Origin of the sequence: Exiguobacterium sp. J17977, assembly GCF_018616375.1 — a bacterium.
In the GTDB taxonomy this organism is placed as follows: Bacteria; Bacillota; Bacilli; order Exiguobacteriales; family Exiguobacteriaceae; genus Exiguobacterium; species Exiguobacterium mexicanum.
This window is the reverse complement of record NZ_JAEQBB010000001.1, coordinates 216,059-236,178: the sequence shown is the minus strand read 5'-3', so window position 1 is coordinate 236,178 and position 20,120 is coordinate 216,059. Positions and strand designations below refer to the sequence as shown.

The 20,120-nt window shown below is 48.9% G+C and carries 17 protein-coding genes; 11 read left to right on the top strand and 6 right to left on the bottom strand.

What is annotated here, in order from left to right; translation table 11 throughout:
• Window positions 1–9 precede the first annotated feature (9 nt).
• From KNO58_RS01205 to KNO58_RS01195, 3 genes are all read left to right on the top strand, one after another.
• Window positions 10–1,353 carry a PDDEXK-like family protein gene (locus KNO58_RS01205; RefSeq protein ID WP_214751336.1) on the top strand — a complete coding sequence of 448 codons (1,344 nt, stop codon included), beginning with the start codon at window positions 10–12 and terminating at the stop codon, window positions 1,351–1,353.
• 105 nt (window positions 1,354–1,458) lie between these two features.
• The gene (locus KNO58_RS01200; protein ID WP_214751333.1) at window positions 1,459–2,925 is read left to right on the top strand and encodes an AAA family ATPase; all 1,467 of its coding nucleotides are present in this window, start codon (window positions 1,459–1,461) and stop codon (window positions 2,923–2,925) included.
• Window positions 2,915–3,535 carry an HNH endonuclease family protein gene (locus tag KNO58_RS01195; RefSeq protein WP_214751330.1) on the top strand — a complete coding sequence of 207 codons (621 nt, stop codon included), beginning with the start codon at window positions 2,915–2,917 and terminating at the stop codon, window positions 3,533–3,535. The genes KNO58_RS01200 and KNO58_RS01195 overlap by 11 nt, the downstream gene beginning before the upstream one ends.
• A gap of 244 nt (window positions 3,536–3,779) precedes the next feature.
• Here KNO58_RS01195 and KNO58_RS01190 read toward each other — a convergent pair whose 3' ends face one another.
• From KNO58_RS01190 to KNO58_RS01165, 6 genes are all read right to left on the bottom strand, one after another.
• Window positions 3,780–4,745 (bottom strand): aldose epimerase family protein, encoded by a 966-nt coding sequence (locus tag KNO58_RS01190; RefSeq protein ID WP_214751328.1) that lies wholly within the window; start codon window positions 4,743–4,745, stop codon window positions 3,780–3,782.
• 108 nt (window positions 4,746–4,853) lie between these two features.
• Window positions 4,854–5,840 carry a LacI family DNA-binding transcriptional regulator gene (locus KNO58_RS01185; RefSeq protein ID WP_214714280.1) on the bottom strand — a complete coding sequence of 329 codons (987 nt, stop codon included), beginning with the start codon at window positions 5,838–5,840 and terminating at the stop codon, window positions 4,854–4,856.
• Window positions 5,841–5,856: 16 nt separating this feature from the next.
• Complete coding sequence (locus KNO58_RS01180) at window positions 5,857–6,882, bottom strand: aldose epimerase family protein (RefSeq protein WP_214751326.1); 1,026 nt, start codon at window positions 6,880–6,882, stop codon at window positions 5,857–5,859.
• Window positions 6,851–8,365 carry a UDP-glucose--hexose-1-phosphate uridylyltransferase gene (locus KNO58_RS01175; RefSeq protein ID WP_214751324.1) on the bottom strand — a complete coding sequence of 505 codons (1,515 nt, stop codon included), beginning with the start codon at window positions 8,363–8,365 and terminating at the stop codon, window positions 6,851–6,853. Before KNO58_RS01175 ends, KNO58_RS01180 begins: the two co-directional genes overlap by 32 nt.
• Window positions 8,365–9,366 (bottom strand): UDP-glucose 4-epimerase GalE, encoded by a 1,002-nt coding sequence (gene galE, locus KNO58_RS01170; protein ID WP_214751322.1) that lies wholly within the window; start codon window positions 9,364–9,366, stop codon window positions 8,365–8,367. Before galE ends, KNO58_RS01175 begins: the two co-directional genes overlap by 1 nt.
• Window positions 9,366–10,550, bottom strand: coding sequence for a galactokinase (locus KNO58_RS01165; RefSeq protein ID WP_214751320.1), 1,185 nt, complete (start codon window positions 10,548–10,550; stop codon window positions 9,366–9,368). Before KNO58_RS01165 ends, galE begins: the two co-directional genes overlap by 1 nt.
• Window positions 10,551–10,841: 291 nt before the next feature.
• On the opposite strand from KNO58_RS01165, the gene KNO58_RS01160 reads away from it, so the two are divergent.
• From KNO58_RS01160 to KNO58_RS01125, 8 genes are all read left to right on the top strand, one after another.
• A complete protein-coding gene (locus KNO58_RS01160) occupies window positions 10,842–12,098 on the top strand; it encodes a type 2 periplasmic-binding domain-containing protein (RefSeq protein ID WP_214714289.1) in 1,257 nt (418 codons plus the stop codon).
• A gap of 71 nt (window positions 12,099–12,169) precedes the next feature.
• Complete coding sequence (locus tag KNO58_RS01155) at window positions 12,170–13,183, top strand: carbohydrate ABC transporter permease (RefSeq protein WP_251026038.1); 1,014 nt, start codon at window positions 12,170–12,172, stop codon at window positions 13,181–13,183.
• The gene (locus KNO58_RS01150) at window positions 13,180–14,010 is read left to right on the top strand and encodes a carbohydrate ABC transporter permease (protein ID WP_214714294.1); all 831 of its coding nucleotides are present in this window, start codon (window positions 13,180–13,182) and stop codon (window positions 14,008–14,010) included. Before KNO58_RS01155 ends, KNO58_RS01150 begins: the two co-directional genes overlap by 4 nt.
• 10 nt (window positions 14,011–14,020) lie before the next feature.
• Window positions 14,021–14,947 carry a glycoside hydrolase family 43 protein gene (locus KNO58_RS01145; protein ID WP_214751316.1) on the top strand — a complete coding sequence of 309 codons (927 nt, stop codon included), beginning with the start codon at window positions 14,021–14,023 and terminating at the stop codon, window positions 14,945–14,947.
• A 21-nt stretch (window positions 14,948–14,968) separates the two neighbouring features.
• Complete coding sequence (locus KNO58_RS01140; RefSeq protein ID WP_214751314.1) at window positions 14,969–16,753, top strand: glycoside hydrolase family 2 protein; 1,785 nt, start codon at window positions 14,969–14,971, stop codon at window positions 16,751–16,753.
• Between the two features lie 49 nt (window positions 16,754–16,802).
• Window positions 16,803–18,131, top strand: coding sequence for a glycoside hydrolase family 43 protein (locus KNO58_RS01135; protein WP_214751312.1), 1,329 nt, complete (start codon window positions 16,803–16,805; stop codon window positions 18,129–18,131).
• Between the two features lie 357 nt (window positions 18,132–18,488).
• A complete protein-coding gene (locus tag KNO58_RS01130) occupies window positions 18,489–18,941 on the top strand; it encodes a sigma factor (protein ID WP_214751311.1) in 453 nt (150 codons plus the stop codon).
• Window positions 18,942–18,946: 5 nt separating this feature from the next.
• Window positions 18,947–19,816, top strand: coding sequence for a tyrosine-type recombinase/integrase (locus tag KNO58_RS01125; RefSeq protein WP_214751308.1), 870 nt, complete (start codon window positions 18,947–18,949; stop codon window positions 19,814–19,816).
• The last annotated feature ends 304 nt before the right edge of the window (window positions 19,817–20,120 follow it).

Below are 20,120 nucleotides of genomic sequence, written 5' to 3'. Positions count from 1 at the left end.
GGAGTTCTTATGACCTACTCACTCGACACCATCTTACAGCTTGAAAATACGCCTGAATTCAATAAACTTGATCAACAATTCAATGAGTTCAACCCATTCAAAGTACTCCGCGTCGCTAAATACGAAATTCGTCATTCGAACGTCCTCGCTTGGTTGTTCGACCCGAACGAGAATCATCGGCTCGGAAGCTTTTTCTTACGCAAAGTACTCATGAATCTTGTAACGAGAGCCGATAACGATAATAAAATTGATGAGTTCCCCTATCTATCATTCGCTCATGCATCATTATCCGATATCGTTGTCCACCGCGAGTGGTCCACCAATGGGAATGGCGCGGTCGACTTGCTCATTGAAATTCCGACTTTGAACATCGTCCTACTTATCGAAAACAAAGTACATTCAGTTGAATCAGCAGGTCAGTTGGCTCGTTATTTAACAAACGTCAAGGAATACTATCCAGAATGGCACGTTCTCCCTGTCTTTTTGACGTTGTCAGGTGATACGCCATCGCACGATGCATACTGGATGTTAACGTATGAAGACGTACTCCACATCATCAAACAAGAGCTGACATTGAACAAAGCGACAATTGCCGACAACATTCACGATTTCTTATCATACTATGTCGCCCTGCTCGAAGAACGACTCGTAGATGACGAAAAGACAATGGAGACGGCGCTACAACTGTATCAAGATTATGCATCTGCAATTCACTTATTGTATGCCAATGCCAATCCGGCGAAGCATAAACAAATCGAACTCCGCCAAGCGGTGAAGACGCTCGCCACGTTCGACGCTGAGACAAAGCGTCACTTGCTCCTCATCTATAATCGAAAGTGCCAGACCATCGACTATATCTTCGAGACGGGAAGTGATCTCGTCCGTCAGGCATTTCTAGAGTTTGTGAAAGAACAAGGGATAACGACATATTCGGCCCATCCCCGTGTACCCAACTTTGTTATGAATGATTGGTTGACGAATTTAGAACAGATGGACCGGTTGAACCGCTATTGGCTCAACTATGGACTGATTATCTGGTTCGAACGAAAAGGCAGCAAGCGCCTCAAACTTTATGTCGAGGTCGGACCGATTGACTACACCGAACGTCTCCCGCTCCTAGAAGCACTCGAAGCGCAAAACATCTCGTTTTGGAAGTCTGGGAAACAAGAAGGTAAGAAGTTCACGCGCATTTATACTGAGACGACCGACGTCTCCGATTGGACAAACGCAGCTGTCGTAAAAGATGCGATGACATCACTCATCGACGATTCGTCGTTCCGCTCGTTCAGTGAGACAGTGACCGATGTGTTAAATAAGCTCTATAGTATTGATATTAATTCAAATTCTATTTAAACAATTGCGTATAATTTTTTTCTTTTTTACAAGTATTATTTTTTATACTTGTACTTAATATGGTTCCTGAAATAAACATAAGAATATCAAAGGAGATTATTTAGAGTGTTTACTTTAACTAAATTACAAGTCATAAAAAATAAAAGTTATATTTTCGATGTAACTTTTACAAATAACCTTATCGAAAGAAATAAACCTCTCTCAACCGTAATTATCGGAGAGAACGGGGCTGGTAAAAGTTATTTACTAACAATTATTTCTGAAATACTTCGAAGTCTCGACTATTCCACTCGAAAAAGTGATATTTCATTGAGCTATGATGAGTATCATTTAGAATACTATATCTCTAACGATAAATTTAAAATTGAAATTATAAACAAACAAATAAGTGCATTTAAAAATCATTTACGGGTCGATATTAGCCAAGTTAATTTACCGTTAAAAGTACTAGCAACTTCATTTATGGTAAATGATAAATTCACTTTTTCTCCTTACGACTCTAGAAAAAACGAAATCTATAGGTATTTGGGGATTCGAAGAACTTCAAATGCCACTTGGACTACATCAATAATCAACAGAGTAGCAAATAATTTAATACTCAATGCTGAAAATATGAACTTTATTGAAAACCTAAATGACATTTTCACTTTTATGAAGTTTGACTCTAGAGTTTCTATTTTGTTCGAACCTGTTAATAAAACTCTATTCTCCAGAAAATTACCCTATTCCACATTGAAAAATAAAATAGACACATTCATAGAAAAAAATGATTACCGATCAGATTCAATAAGAAAATATACGGAAGAAGACATTCATGAAATCGAACACTATATAAACACTATTTCAAAAAGAAGAACTAGAATAAAGTTAAACAATAAAACTTGTTTAGAATTTTCAATCGATTTTCGAAACTCTTCTTTAGATAGAGATTACTTATCAGAAGATTATAAAATTTTATTAAAATTAATTGAGTTAAAGTTGATTAAATCCCCTATTCTAAAGTTTTATAAGGATGATGATTTTGAATTCGAGTATGCCTCTTCTGGCGAAAAACATTTATTATTCACCTTAATAAATATTGCTGCCGAATTGGAGGAAAATTCTTTAGTCCTTATCGATGAGCCTGAACTAAGCCTCCACCCAAATTGGCAAATAAATTATATTGATACTTTGAAAAAAATCTTCAAAAAAATGAAAAGTTGCCATTTTGTAATGGCAACACATTCACATTATCTGGTTTCAGATTTAGAAAGTGATTCTTCTTCGTTAGTCCATTTAAAATTATTTCGAGAAGATAGGGAACTAAGACGTGAAGCAACATTATTAGATTTCGACACTTACGGATTATCAGCAGAAAACATTTTGTACAATGTTTTTGGTGTTAGGACTACTAGAAATTTATATTTTGAAGTTGAATTAAGAGAATTAGTAAATTTAATAAAAGTGAAATCCAAAGATTATAACAGAATCATTTTTTTAAAATCAAAAATCAACTCCTATATTGTAGATCAAAATGATCCAATCAACCTTTTGATACTTGAAGTAGAAAGGTATTTGAGCCATGATTCCTAATATCGAAGGTCGAACAAGATATTCTAAATCAGTGAAAAGGCACTTAAAGAAAATTAAGCCCTGGAAGGAGGGAGAATGGGATAAAACCAACAAAAATATTAAGTTGTTGAAATCCCAACTTAGATCACAGCTTATGGTATTACAAGATTCTAAATGTGCATACTGTGGATTGAAACTTAACGAAACATCATCTCCAGAACTAGAACATATTGCACCAAAAGGAGGGAAAATACGGCCACAATACATTGAATTCACCTTTACTCCTCTTAACCTTGTTTTAGCTTGCCACCTTTGTAACTCACCAATAAAAAAAGGCACAGTAGATCCTATACTGCAGTTAAATACTAATTACAAACAGTGTGTTTTTAAAATATATCACCCCTTTTTTGATAATCCTAACAACCACTTTGACTATGTCGGCTCAGGTTTAGGAATAGTACTACAAGAAAAAACTATAAAAGGGAAAGATACGATAGATATGTTTGATTTGAACAGTGAGGCTCATATAACAGCAAGAGCTAAAGCTGTACTATATGATTTCTTAAGTGAATCTCTTGACAGTAAAGAAGGAGAAAATTTAATAAATGATATACTAACATATAAAAAATAATTAAAATCACTTCTATGACGTCTTACAAAAATTTTAACGGTGTCTCAAGTTTCTCATTATAATATATTCATTTCGCATTATAAAAACTAGACATGATTGTTTTATTTGAGAAATTATTTAATTAATAAAAAGAGGATTCAGTCACAAACTCGGTGACTGAATCCTCTTTCAAGTCGTTACAACTCAAATTTCAAAATAACGTGATATTTGAAAGATAATTTAGGATAGAAAATTGTAATTTACTTCAGCCTTCCACCCCAAACCGATAAACCGTCCTCGAGTGATACAACTCCTCCGGTTTCAGTTCAATCGATGTGGCGATGTCTGGATGGTTTGGTGCGTCCGGGAACGCTTGTGCTTCTAAACAAATCGCACTATGCTTCTGCCGCCCCTCGAGCGTCACCGGAGTCTCTTCACTGAGGAAGTTCGCCGTATAGACGACCATGACCGGCTGGTTCGTCTCAACATCCATGACGCGACCGCTCACTGGATCATGCAGCCGGGTCATCCCGTCCTTCAAGAGGAACGGATGATCAAGTCCGCCAGCCTTCACAATCGCCTCGTCCTCCGACGAAATTGCCTCATCGACTTGCTTCCCGTCACGGAAGTCGAACGGTGTCGCCTCCACCTCGAGCAATTCTCCCGTCGGCAGCGACTCGTCATCGAGTTTCGCGACGTGGTCGGCCGGCAGCGTCAACACATGGTCGTGAATCGTCGGCCGTCCGCCGAGATTGAAATAGTTGTGATGGTTCAAGTTGACCCACGTCCGTTCGTCCGTCTGGGCCGTCATCGTGACGACGAGCTCGTTGTCGTCCGTCAACTCATAGACGACTTTGAACGTGACGTTGCCAGGATACCCTTCTTCCCCATCCGGGCTTACATACGTAAAGGTAATCGCCTGTCCCTCGACATCCATGTCCCAATGCCGGAATGTGATGCCGTCGTCTCCGCCGTGGATATGATGCGGAGCCTCGCTTGGGGTCAAGGCCACACCATCGATCTCCGCATCGCGAATCCGTCCGGCAATCCGTCCGACGACAGAACCGAGATAAACCGGGTTCTCCAGGTATTGTTCGGGACTGCCATATTTCAAAATGACGGAGTCCATGTTCCCCTCACGGTCCGGCGCCGTCAACTCGGTCATGGCACACCCGTACGAAATGGCTGATAAACGCATGCCGTTCTTGTTTTCAATCGTTGCTTCTCTCAACTGTCTCACCTACTTTGATTAGATTCTCAACTATGCTACTTGTTCCCTCCCTTTCCGTTGGATAATCCCATCAAAAAAACCGCCACAATCTCGTGGCGGTCGAGTCGCTTATTGTTGGCTACTGTTGCGGAGAATGAGTTCTGTCGGCAATACGACTTTCTTGCCGATTTTCCGTCCGTTCAACCGTTCTAGCAACAGCTCGACGCTCGTCTCTCCCATCATCTCCGTATGGACATGAATCGTCGACAAGGCCGGATAGACGTACTTCGAGACACTAATATCGTTGATGCTGATCATCGAGACGTCGTGCGGGACCCGGACCCCTTTTTCATGAAGGGCACGCAGGGCACCGATCGCCAACGTATCGCTCGCAATCAGCAATGCTTTTGGCACCTCGTCTTCGGTAATCATCGCATTCATCATCCGATATCCGTCGTCCGCCAAAAACTTGCCGACCATCATCCGTTCCGGCAAGAAGACGTCGTGATTTTTCATGAACTGGACATACGTCTGTTCCCGCGCATCCGCAAAAATCTCGGACCCGTCGCGTGACGTCTCTCGTCCACCGATATAACCGATGTCCGTCACCCCTTGATGCCAAAAGTGATGGAGAATCTTTAGGGTCGCCTTCGAAAAATCAGTCACGACAGAATCATAGCGCTCGTCTTCAGGCGTGTAGTCGACGAACACGATGGCGTCCGCTGCTTTTTTCAACGACTCGATTTCTTGATGGCTGTACTTTCCGACCGCAATGATCCCTTCTACATTCGCTTGGCTGACGTCTTCCAACTGTTGATACGTGTATTTTTGAACGTCGAGGCCTTGTTGGCGACAGGCATTTTCAATGCCATGACGAATGGCCATATAGTAAAGATCGTTCAATTCTTCTTCTTCCGTGAACCAGTGAACCAAAGCTACTTTTTGGACGCGTGTCCGTTTGGTACCCTTCTTTTGATAATCCATTTGTTCGGCAATCTCAAATATACGTTGTTTCGTCTCTGCTGTCACCGACAGAGATGGGTCCAAATTGAGTACACGCGAGACGGTCGCGATGGACACGTTCGCTCGCTTCGCTATGTCTTTAATCGTAGCCATGTGCTTCTCCCCTATACTAGTCCGTCGTCACCTGGTATACCGTTGTCGCCCGATACGTCTCTCCGGGAGACAAGATGGCGCTTGAGGTAGTGACTTCATTGATTTCATTTGGTAACCGTTGTGCTTCAAGACAAATCGCCCCGTATTGTGGGATGATTGCCTCTTCTACTGTAATGGTGCCATCCAATTGATTGCCGCTATAGACGACGAGGACCGGCAAGTCCGTTCGCATCGTTAATCGTCGCCCAGTGTCGCGGTCAAGCAGTGACGCTTGAGGCAACTCGTCTGTCTCATTCAACAAGAAAGGATGATCATACCCGCCTTGCGCGTGCTCTAACTGTTCATCCAGTCGATGAAAGCCGGATCCGAGCAGACGAGGCGAACGAAAATCAAATAAGGTACCTTCGACCGGGATCCTTTCACCTGTCGGAATCGAGTCTGGTCGAATCGGCGCGAACGCGTCAGCCGCGATACTCAGTTCTTGCGCCGCCACCGTTTCACCGATTTTTCCAAGTTGGAAATACGTGTGGTTCGTCAGATTGCAGACGGTCGGTTCGGTCGTCGTCGCTTCATATGAAATGACGAGCTCCCCTTCATCCGTCAGCTCATACGTCACTTGAACGGTGAGTTCACCTGGGTAGCCCTCCTCAAGATGTGGGCTCGTCCGCTTCAAGACGAGTGCTTGCTCGCGTTGCTCAACCTGCCAGATGTGACGATCAAATCCGCGCACCCCACCGTGAAGGTGATTCGCGCCATCATTTTTTGCCAAGCGATACATCTCATTCTCAATCCGGAACGTCCCATCTGCGATTCGACCGGCGTGACGACCGATAATTGCTCCAAAATATGGCGAGTGCTCGACATACTCCTCGATTGTGTCAAAACCGAGGACGATATTCGATTGTTGACCGTCACGTTCCGGTACCATCCAACTCCGAATGATTCCGCCGTAGTTCAATACGGAAACAGTGTGATTGTTTTGGTTAGATATAGTATATTCGAAAATTGGTTCATTGTTCAAATGCCCGAACAGACGCCGCATCCCGCAACCCTCCTTGTGTGTGCATCGAGTCGATGAAACGTTTCACGCCCTCGTATCCCGTTTCATCTTGTTTATATACGCCGCAATCCTCTAAACCTTTCAAGAACTTCCGACCGACTTGTTCGTAAACGAGCGTCTCGACGTCATGCATAGGCATTTGTTTTAATGAATCCGCCCACGCTTGATGCATCGGTTCGACCGATGCCGGGCGTCCCTCCACATAGCGGATGACTTCTCGTAACTCTGCTTTCAACCGTGCCGGCAAGACCGCGAGTCCCATCACTTCAATCAATCCAATGTTCTCTCGTTTAATGTGATGGACGTCCTCATGTGGATGGAACAGCCCCATCGGATGGTCTGCGGTCGTCCGATTGTTGCGGAGAACGAGATCGAGTTCGAATGCATCGCCTCGGCGACGCGCAATCGGCGTGATCGTGTTATGTGGTTGATCCGTTTCGGCGAGAATGTCGAGCGATTCATCCGAATAGCCCCGCCAATGAGCGAGCACGAGCGTGGCCGCTTGAATCAATTGCTCTTTCTCCACCCCTCTCAGACGGACGACCGATAACGGCCATTTTAAATACGTCGCTTCAATCGAAGGGAACGCTTTGAGGTCAAGCGGGAACAACTCCTCGGCCTGTGCCATCGCAAAGTCGTAGCGTCCCCCTTGGTAATGGTCGTGCGACAAGATGGAGCCTCCGACAATCGGCAGGTCGGCGTTCGATCCGGCGAAATAGTGCGGGAACTTATCGACAAAATCCAATAAGCGCTCGAACGCCCCTTCATCGATGACCATGTCCCGATGCTCTTCCGACAATAAGATGCAGTGCTCGTTGTAATAGACATACGGCGAGTATTGGAAATACCACGGTTGTCCGCCCAAGCGGATCGGGACGACACGGTGATTCGTACGTGCCGGGTGGTCCAATCGGCCAGCGTATCCCTCATTCTCGACGCATAGGAGACACTTCGGATAGTCGACCGACCCTGCAGTCGGTTGCAGCAATTTTTGTCGCGCAATTTCAGCTGGATCTTTCTCCGGCTTTGACATATTGATGGTGATATCGAGTTCTCCATATGACGTCGCGACTTGATACGAGATGTTTTTGGCGATTCGTGCCGTCTGAATATAGTTCGATGCTTGAGACAAGTGATAGAAGTAATCGGTCGCTTTCGTCGGTTCATCAAAGTATTTAAGTTGGAACATGTACTCCAAATCAGACGGTTTTGGTAAAAATACATCCATCACTTTAGCAGCCAACATCTCTTTCGTCTCCAAGAAGTCCTCAATCAGGTTCTGCCGCACCGCTTCCTCTGTGATATGATTCAACAGCTCAGGAATGCTCCCGTCGCTATGTGGGACCTCAGCCCACGTGACTCCTAATAAATCGAATAGGCGGTTGCGACAATAGACGATGTCACGACTCGTAATCAACTCTTGACGCTTCGCCTCATCAATCAATCCTTCGATATACGTATTCATCAAGACGTCACGCCTCCCTTATAGCCGTTCGGATGCGCCCGGTGCCAATCCCAAGCGTCCTGAATGATCCGTTTCACGTCAGTGCGCGATGGTTCCCATCCGAGGATGCGTTTCGCTTTCGCCGATGACGCGATGAGACGCGGCGGGTCACCTGGCCGACGCTCTTGTTCCACGGCCGGGATCGCATGACCGGTAACCGCCCGCGCTTCTTCAATCATCTCTTGGACAGAGAAACCATTATTCGAACCGAGGTTAAACACCTCGCTCACCCCACCTTCTTTCAAATAGTCGAGCGCCAAGACGTGCGCCTGAATCAAGTCCTCCACATGAATGTAATCCCGGATGCATGTCCCATCCACCGTCGGATAATCCGTCCCAAAAATGGAGATTGCCTCACGCTGACCGTTCGCGACTTGAAGAACGAGTGGCAGCAAGTGCGTCTCTGGATGGTGATCCTCACCGATGACACCGCCTGCGCGCGCACCGGCCACGTTGAAGTAACGGAGCGAGACGAATCGTAATCCATGCGCCGCCTCTGTCCACTGAATCATTCGCTCCATCGCGAGCTTCGTCTCCCCATAGGTCGACGTCGGTCTCGTCACGGCTTCCTCCGTAATCGGCATCACGTCTTGTTCACCGTATGTCGCTGCCGTCGACGAGAAAACGAGACGTTTCACGTCATGGGCCACCATCACCTCGAGCAAGCACTGCGTTCCATGGACGTTGTTGTCATAATATTTGAGCGGATTGGTCATCGACTCACCGACGAGCGAGTTGGCAGCGAAATGGACGACTTGATCAATCGTTTCTGTCGTGAACACGTCGCTCAAGAAGTTGCGGTCTCGGATATCGCCTTCATAAAACCGCGCCTGCGGATGAACCGATTCCCGATGTCCCGTCTCCAAATTATCAATCACGACGACATCCTCGCCGCGATCCAATAATTGATACACAGCATGTGACCCGATATAACCGGCTCCACCAACGACTAATGTTGTCATCACACTTCCTCCTTCATCCCAAGCTTCATTTCATGTGCTCCTTCACCGATTGAGGCCACATAGAACGTCGGGGCATACCCGATTTCTTCCGAATACCGTTCGGACACCGCTTGACGAAACGAATCAATCGCCTCATCGCGGACGAGGGCAATCGCACATCCTCCAAAACCGGCACCGGTCATCCGGGCCCCGATGGCCCCGTTCGCCCAAGCAGCCTCGACAAGCGTATCGAGCTCTTTTCCCGTCACTTCGTAATCATCTCGAAGCGAGACATGCGACGCATTCATGAGACGGCCGAAATCCTCGAGCCGATTCTCTTTTAAGGCGACGAGCGCCTGGAGCGTCCGATTATTTTCATAGACGGCGTGTCGGGCCCGTTTGACGAGCGTCTCGTCTTGAAGCAGAGAGACGTTCGACTCGAACGTGTCCGGTGTCACATCACCGAGCGACTGAATCGATAACGTACGTTGCAACTGCCCGAGCGCCGTCTCACACTCGGCCCGACGTTCATTGTATTTCGAGTCGGCCAGCTCCCGTCGCTTGTTCGTATTCATGATGACGATTGAGAGACCATCCAAGTCGATGGGTGCATATTCACACGCAAGCGTGTCGCAATCGAGGAGCATCGCGTGACCTCGCTTGCCCATGCCGATGGCGAACTGATCCATAATCCCACTGTTGACACCAATGTACTCGTTCTCGGCCCGTTGCCCCAGCTTCACGAGCTCAAGTGGTTCAAGGTCGAGTCGCTCGATTACATTCAGTCCAAACGCCGTCGCCAGCTCGATTGACGCAGATGAAGACAATCCGGCACCATTCGGAATGTTTCCGAAGAACCACATGTCGATGCCCGTGGCGATGGCCTGAGTCCGTTCCTGCAACAAATGAAGCATCGCTTTCGGATAGTTCGCCCAGTCATCTTCTTCCCGGAACGCTAAATCGCCTAGTCGACGTTCAATCACCCCCACTTCAGGAAAGTTCTCTGAATAGAAGCGGACGACATCGTCTTCACGCTTCCGCATCAAGACGTACGTTCCAAACGTAATCGCAGCCGGAAAGACATGCCCCCCGTTGTAGTCCGTATGCTCGCCGATTAAATTGATTCGACCAGGTGCGAAAAAGAGATGCGTCGGTTCTGTCTCGAACGTTTGTTTATACGACGCGATCATTTGTTTTTGATTCATAGTAATCCTCCTCGGACGATTGAGTAAACGCTTTCACAACTCCATTCTCGTCATTATTTTACTAAAAGTCAATGTAATTTTACTAATTAAATTTGTCTAAATCGTTTATTATAGCCATTTAAAACGTTTATATTGCGACATAACTTCCTAGATGAGAATAATTTAATCGCCTGTATTAAATGAAATAAAAATAATAGTTAAATTTTTTAGTAAAAAATATGTTGCATTATTCATTAAAATTCGTTAAGTTTTATTTGAAAGCGGTTACACCATTATTGGAGGAGGATTCATATGAACATGAAAAAAATTGGAGCAGCGGCTTCAACGGGGTTGTTGGTCTTCTCTCTCGCAGCTTGTAGCGGGGGCGATTCTTCAAGTGATAGCGGGAAAACACAAATCAAGTTCATCAACGGTTTCACCGGCGGGGACGGTGCCTTCATGACGAAAATCGTGGACGGGTTCAACTCTAGCCAGGACGAGTTCGAGGTCGTCCAGTCGCAAGAGAAGGATCACTATACGAAATTCAAGTCAGGGAATTACGATTTGGTCGTCATCCACGAGACGAGCCTTGAGACGTACCAAAAAGATCAATTGATTCAAGACGCCGGCCCTTATATGGAAACAGCCGGATTAGCAGAAGATGACTTCAACGCGGCAGGTATCCAGTCGGGTACGGTCGAAGACAAACTGTTCGGGGTACCGCTCGACATTCACCCGCTCACGATGTTCTATAACGAAGAACTCGTCAGCGAAGCTCCGACGGATTACGAGCAACTGAAGGCACTCGGCGAAACGCTTCAAAGTGAGAACGAGAACCTGTATGCGTTTGGCCTCCCATCGACCGGATTGACGACGTTCTACTTCACGGCCGCCGCCGCGCAAAACGGCATCGACCTTGCGAAAGATGGATATCTCGACTTCACACAGAGCGACTATGCCGATGCGCTCATGCAGTATCACGACATGGTCTTTAAAGACAACACGTCACCTGAAAAACTCGGTCTCGACGGTGAGTTCCAGGCGTTCATGAAGTCAGCGGATGAAGGGGCCAAACAAACGGCCGTCACGATGACCGGTCCTTGGTACTATCAAGCCGTGAAAGAGAAATACGCGGACAACCTCGGCATCGGTGCCATGCCGACACTATTCGAAACGGCAGCGACGACAGGTAACGCCCATACAATCTCGGTCGCCGCTTCAGTCGAGGACGAAGAAGTGAAAGACGGTATCTCTGAGTTCTTGAAGTATCTCTACACACCAGAAAACTTGGCGAACTGGGCTGAATCTGGCCAGACACCATCACACCTTGCGACACTCGACTTGATTACGGAAGACCCCGAGAAATATGAGTTGGCTGCGAAGAACCAAGAGCAGCTCGACACATATGTGGCCGCACCGCGCGTCTATCAATTCGATGAGCAAATGCGTTACATGAACGAAGTCGTCTTCACGAAGTTGACGAGTGAACCAAATCTTACAAAAGATGCGCTCATGAGTGAGCTTGAAAAAGCGACGAAAGCCGCTAAACAGATCGCAGATACTCAATAAGCTGAAGGACACGAGGTCAGTGCAGGGTATCCTGCACTGATTTCTTATGAAGGAGGGTCTTCCCCGTGCATATGACGAACAAATCAAAGTGGCTTGGGTTCATCTTCGTTGTCCCATTCCTGGTAAGCTTCCTAGTCTTTTGGTTAATCCCGCTCTTATACGGCATCTGGATCAGTCTTCACGACTTCCGGTTGTCGGTTGGAAACAATGGATTCATCGGTTTGAAGAACTATGTCGACATCTTGACACCTGACACGATTTATAACCGAACGTTCATGACCTCGCTCAAAAACACCCTCATGTTCATCGTGTTAAGCGTACCGCCGCTCATCTTAATCAGTCTCGGTCTCGCCTTACTGATCGAGCACTTACCGAAAAAATTGAAGACGTTCTTCCGGACCGTCTTTTTCTTGTCCTACTCGATTTCAGTCACCGCCGTGTCCGCCATCTACTTGTGGCTCTTCGGAGCGAACGGTGGGTATATCAACAATATTTTGATGAAGGCCGGACTTATCTCGTCGCCAATCAACTGGACTGGTGACCAACCGTATGCCTGGCTCGTCATCGTCATCGCGACCATCTGGTGGACGATCGGCTTCAACATGTTGTTGTTCGTCAACGCGCTCGACGAAGTCGACGGCACGCTTTACGAGGCCGCTGACTTGGACGGGGCCTCGGCTTGGAATAAATTCCGTTTCATCACGTTGCCAGAGATTCGAAACATCTCGATTTTCGTCATGATCACGACCGTCATCGCCTCATTCAACTTATACGGACAATCGCTCCTCATCACACGAGGCGGACCTGAACAGTCGACGAGCTCACTCATCATGGGCATCAACACGACCGTCTTCGGCAACAACCAACTCGGTGTCGGGTCGGCGATGGCGCTCCTCATGGGGGTCATCATGATGCTCATCACCGGCATCCAATATTGGATCTCGTATAAGAGTGACAAAGACGAACTCGCGAAACCGAGTCGCAAAGAGCGGAAACGTTTGAAACGGGCCGTCAATGCCGGACCGACGAACGTCAATCAGCACCCTGCTGCCACAATCGATAAAAAGGAGCGAAAAATCACATGAGACAGAAACGAATCAAATCAGGCATTCTCGTTGCGGTCGCCTCTGTACTCGCCGTGCTCTTTCTCTTCCCGCTCGTTTGGATGGTGTTCACATCCTTTAAAACGTTGAGCGAATCGCTCGCGAGTGCCTCGCTGTTCCCACGTCAATGGACGCTTGAGAACTATGCCAGCATCTTCTCGGCCTCAGCCGACTCGAACATGGTCCAGTGGACAATCAACACGGCGATCGTCACGTTAATCGGTACCGTGCTCGTCATCTTCGTCGACGTCCTCGCCGCTTATGCGCTGGCTCGCCTCAACATCCCGTTCAAGAAGGTCATTCTCGGCATCGTCGTCGTCGCCTTGACCGTCCCGGGAATCGTCACGTTGTTCCCCGCCTTCTATCTGTTCAAGAGCGCGGATCTACTCGACACATACGCCCCGCTCATTTTGCCGTATTCGGCCGGGACGCTCGGCGTGTTCTTGATTTACAACTTCTTGCGCTCGTTCCCGAAAGAACTCGAAGAAGCGGCTTATCTCGATGGCGCGTCGCAATGGCAAGTCTTGACGCAAGTCATCTTCCCATCAATTAAACCCGTCGTCACGACGCTCGGGGTGGTCACGTTCCTTGCCATTTACAACGACTTCCTCTGGCCGTCACTCGTCACGAACAGCGACGAGATGAAGACGCTCACGCTCGGGGTCGCCACGCTCGTGCAAGGCTCGAACTTCGTCAATCCGGCAGCCATGATGGCATCGACCGTCGTCGCGACCGTACCGGCACTGATTATCTTCCTCTGGGCGAACAAATACTTCGTCAAAGGCGTCACCAATTCTGGAATCAAGTGAGGCGATGTTAATGCAAGCGACACATCTTCCTATTCAAACCGTGAAACGGACGGATCTTCATATGCGTGATCCGTTCGTTTTTTCGGATGAATCGACACAGACATATTACTTATTCGGCACGACGTTCGCCGACGGCGTCGGCGACATCGAACCCGGCTTCCACGTCTACACGAGCAATAATCTCGAGGACTGGACCGGACCTTATCTCGCCTTCTCCCCGCCGGCCGGGTATTGGGGCGTTCGTCATTATTGGGCGCCCGAGGTCCATCGCGTCGACGACAGCTATTGGATGCTCGCGACGTGTAAAGGCGGGATTGGCGTCCATCGGGGCACGACGATTTTACGGGCCGACCATCCCGGCGGACCGTATCACCCGCTCTATAACGAAGCGACCACACCTCAAGAAGAAGAGGCGCTCGATGGGACCCTATACGAGGAGGACGGCAGACGTTTTCTCGTCTACTGCCATGAATGGACGCAGCAATATTACGGAGAAATCAAGGCCGTCGAACTTGATGCCGGGCGCCCCATCGGTCGACCGTTTCAAATCGTCCGCGCCGGTGACCAGTCGTGGATTCGAAAATTCAGTGACCCGCGCATTCAGAAGGAAGGTTATTTGACCGACGCCCCTTTCTTCTATAAAGCGGCGAACGGGCACCTGCTCATGTTTTGGTCGAGCTATGCCGACGCCCATGTGACCGGCGGTGCCGGAGGCTACACGGTCGCCGTCGTCCGTTCGACGTCAGGCTCGATTGTCGGGCCATGGGCCGAAGACGAGACGCTTTTCCTCGACAAGGACGCCGGGCACTGTAGCCTGTTCCGTACGTTCTCAGGCGAACTGATGCTTTGTACACATTCTCCCGACACACCTCACGGGATGGAACGGCCGACGTTCTTTTCGTTAATCGAGACAAATGATGGACTGATGATTCAGTAACCAACAAAGGAGTAGACACTTATGACAATCACACACTTCCCTCGACCACAATTCATCCGGAACGACTGGCAGTCCCTCGACGGCGCCTGGCAATTCGCTTTCGACGATGACAATAAAGGACTCCAAGAACATTGGTTCAAAGGACACGACTTCCCGCTCACCATCAACGTCCCGTTCGCCTATCAGACGGAACGAAGCGGTGTGCATGACCCGAGCTTCCATGACGTCGTCTGGTACGAGCGGACGTTTGACGTGCCGAGCGAGTGGAACGAGCGCGTCGTCTTACATTTCAGCGCCGTCGATTACGAGACGGCCGTATATGTGAATGATCAATTGGTCGGCACGCACATCGGCGGGCAGACCCCGTTCTCGTTCGACATCACCGACGTCTTGAATCACGAAGCAGAACGCGTCTCCGTCCGTGTGTTCGACCCGTCGACAGATGAGACGATTCCACGTGGGAAACAGTTCTGGCAAGAAGCGCCTGACTCGATTTGGTACACGCGAACGACCGGAATATGGCAGAGCGTCTGGCTCGAGCATGTGCCACACGCCTCGCTCCAACGCGTCCGGATGACACCTGACCTCGATCAAGGCGAGATTCGACTCGCCTACGACGTTTCGCCCGGCGCGGTCGGACTCACGCTCGAGACCGAGATTTCCTTCCAAGGCGAGCTCGTCAGCTCAGAGCAAACCCGACTCGTCTCGACGACCGGGACGCGTGCCGTCAACGTCCTGGGGCCGCATATCTTCCATACGAATTTCCATCACGATGGTCGGACGTGGACCCCGGAGAACCCGAACTTGTTCGATATCGTCTTCCGCTTAAAAGACGGCGAACGAATCGTCGACGAAGTAACGTCGTATTTCGGAATGCGAAAAATCCATACCGAGGGCGGCATGTTCTATTTGAACAACAAGCCGTACTATCAAAAACTCGTCCTCGACCAAGGGTATTGGCGCGAGAGCCTCCTCACCCCGCCGTCGGACGACGCGTTGAGACGCGATATCGAGCTCGCCAAAGAGATGGGCTTCAACGGCTGTCGGAAGCACCAAAAAGTCGAGGACCCGCGCTTCCTCTACTGGGCGGATCACCTCGGCTATCTCGTCTGGGGCGAATCGGCGGCCTCCGCCTTCTATACAGAAGACGCGGCGGCACGCCTGACGAGAGAGTGGATCGAGATTGTCGAACGTGACTATAACCATCCGTCAATCGTGGCCTGGGTGCCACTCAACGAGAGCTGGGGCATCCCGCTCGTCCGATCGGATGCGATGCAGCAGCATCACTCGCAGGCGATGTACCATTTGATTCACTCGATTGACGGCACACGTCCCGTCATCTCGAACGACGGTTGGGAACTGACCGTGACCGACCTCTGTGCCATCCATAACTATAATCATGGCCAAGCAGACGAGACGGAGAAATACGAGGTGTACAAACAAGACCTCGCGACGACCGAGTCGCTCCTCGCGTCGCAACCGGCCCGTCGTCGGATTTACGCGAACGGCTTCAGCCATCAAGGCGAACCGATTCTTCTCACCGAGTTCGGCGGGATCGGCTACAAAATCGGTGGCGACGCCGGCTGGGGCTACACGTCGGTCTCTGACGGCGAGACGTTCGTGAACGACTACGCTCGCATCATGGACGCCGTCTACGCCTCCCGTGCGCTCCACGGCTATTGCTATACCCAACTGACAGATGTCGAACAAGAGATTAACGGGTTGCTCACGTATGACCGGGAACCGAAAGTCCCACTCGAGACGATTCGCCAAATCAATGACCAGTGGCATCACGAAATCCGTTAATCCATCACAGGTGCCTCTCGAGGCACCTTTTCTTCTAAAGGAGGAGCTTATGAAACGAAAATCTATGTGGATCAACGCTGCCCTCGTCGGTATCATCGCCATCGCGCTCGTCGGTTGGTCACTCACTAGAGCGGATCAATTGACCGAGAGTGACACGTTCATGAACCCAATTCTACCGGACGGCGCTGACCCGTTCCTATATGAGCATGAAGGGTCATACGTCTATACGCAGACGACCGGCAGCAACGTCACGCTGTGGCGCACCGATGCCCCGACCGAGCTGGCGACAGCCGAATCGAAGGTCATTTGGCAACCGACGAAAGGCGAACGGGACATTTGGGCCCCTGAGATTCATTTCGTGAACGACCGCTGGTACGTCTACTATGCGGCCGTCATGCCGGGCGAGGTGCACAAGATGTATGTGCTCGAGTCGGCGACCGCGGACCCGTTCTCCGATTACACGGAAAAAGGTGTCATCGAGGACCCGTCCGGTAAGTGGGCCATCGATGGCACGATTCTCAAGAACGGCGATGACCTGTATTACGTCTGGTCGGGTTGGGAGGGCGACGTCAACGTCAGCCAATACTTGTATATCGCCGAGATGTCCGACCCGATGACGATTTCGAGTGAGCGGGTCGAGTTGTCTCGTCCGACCTATGACTGGGAGTCGCTCGGTGCCCCACCGTCGATCAACGAGGGGCCTCAAATCCTGATGAAAGAGGACCAAATCCATATCGTCTATTCGGCGAGTGGCAGTTGGACCGACTTTTATCAGCTTGGTCTGTTGTCGGCGGCTAGCGACGCCGACTTGATGGACCCTAACGCCTGGACCAAACAAGAAGAGCCCGTCTTCTCATCGAATGAAGACGTCTTCGGTCCCGGTCACGCTTCGTTCGTGACGTCCCCGGATGGAACGGAAGACTGGATTGTCTATCATGCCGCCCGCGCCGAAGGGAGTGGCTGGACACGGAACGTACGGATGCAGCCGTTTACTTGGGAGGACAATGTACCGGTGTTCGGCGAACCGGTCTCGACGGATGAAGCTCTCCCGCTCCCGTCAGGCCAGACAGGAACGCTTGCGGTCGAGCTGAATGAATCGATGACACCTGACAGCCCCGTAAAGCTGCGACTCGATATCCCAGAGAGCGGCCGTTATCACGTTGTCCTTTATGTCGAGAACCAAACCGAGGTCCCATATACGCTGTCGTACGATGAAAAGTCGTTACGGGGTATGGCCCTTGCAAACGATGGTAACGTCCCCACCCAAAACATCGTCGTCTTTGATGCTTTGGCATTCGATTCCGGTTCAGCCTCAATCGAAATCATGGCCGAGCTTGAAAGTAAAATTAATAGTATTGAGTTACGATATGCGAATTAAAACAGGCCCGAACCTTCCCACTTTTGAGGAAGATTCGGGCCTTTCTGTTTGAACAATGCTCATCATCTCGTAAAGTACTGCCTCATCGCTCAATTTAGTTGATTGCTAGTACAGTCAACAGCATGAAAAAATTAACGTACTGAACGACATCCATTCGCTTCACCGGATATTCATCGATATCCGAGATGGACTAGCGCCCTTATCGCACATAAGCCTAGGGCTTAATTGAAATATCGGCTTACAATAACGAATGGAGTCGGAAGGCGAACGTACAGCAACAACTATTCGCCGAATATCGATGACTATACTCGAATTAACCTAGGAAAACCAACAGAGCGCTCGGAAATGAATTGCCACATGAATCAAATCGACAATCAAATCCACGAATGGGAACCGATGATTCACTATGTCATCCGCCACCTATCGATTCACCCGAACGAACAGGAAGACTGCGCCCAAATCGCAAGGATCGCTCTTTGGGAAGCGTTGAATCGCGGCTGCACGCTGTCCAAGACGTATTGCTTCCAGCGAATCCGGGGCGCCATCCTGAACCACCAACAAAAGAACGCCCGCCATTTGAAACATGAGGTCGCCGCCGAACGGATCCCAGAACAATGCATGGCATCCGAACGTAATCTCTTCGACTGGCTAGACGAGCAGCGGTTGTTGCTGTCGCCCCGCCATTTCGAACTCCTCTGCCACTTGATTGATGGGACCGAACAGACGCTGTCTTATTCGCCGAGTCGTTTGAGGGCTTATAAGGCCGACGTCCAACGCGAACTGAAAGAGGCAATCAACTTGAAGGAGTGAACGACATGAAGCATGTATTACTGAGTGAGGCAATCGACATGTATTTGACCGACATGAGAGAACGAAAAGAAGCCCCCGAGACGACGCTGAAAAGCACGCGTAACTCGTTACTGCGCTTTGCTCGCTATGCAGCCGAACACGATGCAGTGTACATCCAAGATATCAACGAAACGAACCATGCAATCCCGTATAAGAAACAACTAAGCGGAATGGCCGACAATACGGTGAAATCCTATATCATGCGCATCCGTGGACTGTTCACGTTTGCCATCGAACAACGGTGGATGCAACATAATCCGTTCGGTCGCATCGTCACACGGGAGGGCGTCAGCGAACCGCCGACGATCATTACCCGCGACCAATTGAACACGGTGCTGTACCACGCCCGCAATTACACACTCTATACAATTTATCTCGTCGGAGGGGATGCCGGATTACGAATCAGTGAGATTTTGAATTTAGAACTCAATCACATTGATTTCGAGGAGCGCTTGTTGACGGTTCAAAAAGGAAAAGGAGATAAAACCCGCTATGTCCCGATGACACCACGACTCACCGACGAACTGAAGAAGTATATTGCCACGCACCGACCGAAAACAGGGAAATCGAATCGTATTTTCTTGATGCCGACCGGACGTGTCGTCCAACCCGGCTTTGTGAACCATGATTTGAAGGCAATCGCGCAAGAACAGTTCGGCGTGAAGCTGACAAGCCATATGTTACGTCATAGTTTTGCGACGACGCTATACAATAAGAGTCAAAATATCCTTGGTGTAGCCAATCTCCTCGGGCATAAGTCAATCAATACGACGGAGCGCTATCTCCATGTGTCAAGAGAGCGGAGTCGGAAGTTGATTGAGGGGTTGAATGAATAAGTAAAGTAGATGAATCTTGATTCGAAGCACTAGTTTTCACACAACCCGATAACCTTTAGTTGAAATATCCTCAACGAAATTAATCTGAGTTCCGTTTTGATTTTAAGTAAAGATTATACATTTATGAAAAAATATTAATTTTATTCTATCGTTTACACATAAGCATTCTGATAACGAAAGCAACGTTCAAATTCGACTCGAGTTTGCTGACATGATGGATGATACAACGATTTTTACTCATGGTTAATTCACTAGTTTGAATGAATAGGGATACCGTATACACTAAGGTAAATACGAAAAAACC

Coding starts and splice junctions, on each gene's coding strand:
- KNO58_RS01205 (WP_214751336.1), top strand. CDS start 10: ATGACCTACTCACTCGACACCATCTTACAGCTTGAAAATACGCCTGAA.
- KNO58_RS01140 (WP_214751314.1), top strand. CDS start 14,969: ATGACAATCACACACTTCCCTCGACCACAATTCATCCGGAACGACTGG.
- KNO58_RS01155 (WP_251026038.1), top strand. CDS start 12,170: ATGACGAACAAATCAAAGTGGCTTGGGTTCATCTTCGTTGTCCCATTC.
- KNO58_RS01150 (WP_214714294.1), top strand. CDS start 13,180: ATGAGACAGAAACGAATCAAATCAGGCATTCTCGTTGCGGTCGCCTCT.
- KNO58_RS01125 (WP_214751308.1), top strand. CDS start 18,947: ATGAAGCATGTATTACTGAGTGAGGCAATCGACATGTATTTGACCGAC.
- KNO58_RS01160 (WP_214714289.1), top strand. CDS start 10,842: ATGAACATGAAAAAAATTGGAGCAGCGGCTTCAACGGGGTTGTTGGTC.
- KNO58_RS01165 (WP_214751320.1), bottom strand. CDS start 10,550: ATGAATCAAAAACAAATGATCGCGTCGTATAAACAAACGTTCGAGACA.
- KNO58_RS01180 (WP_214751326.1), bottom strand. CDS start 6,882: ATGCGGCGTCTGTTCGGGCATTTGAACAATGAACCAATTTTCGAATAT.
- KNO58_RS01175 (WP_214751324.1), bottom strand. CDS start 8,365: ATGAATACGTATATCGAAGGATTGATTGATGAGGCGAAGCGTCAAGAG.
- KNO58_RS01185 (WP_214714280.1), bottom strand. CDS start 5,840: ATGGCTACGATTAAAGACATAGCGAAGCGAGCGAACGTGTCCATCGCG.
- KNO58_RS01135 (WP_214751312.1), top strand. CDS start 16,803: ATGAAACGAAAATCTATGTGGATCAACGCTGCCCTCGTCGGTATCATC.
- KNO58_RS01130 (WP_214751311.1), top strand. CDS start 18,489: ATGAATCAAATCGACAATCAAATCCACGAATGGGAACCGATGATTCAC.
- galE (WP_214751322.1), bottom strand. CDS start 9,366: ATGACAACATTAGTCGTTGGTGGAGCCGGTTATATCGGGTCACATGCT.
- KNO58_RS01195 (WP_214751330.1), top strand. CDS start 2,915: ATGATTCCTAATATCGAAGGTCGAACAAGATATTCTAAATCAGTGAAA.
- KNO58_RS01145 (WP_214751316.1), top strand. CDS start 14,021: ATGCAAGCGACACATCTTCCTATTCAAACCGTGAAACGGACGGATCTT.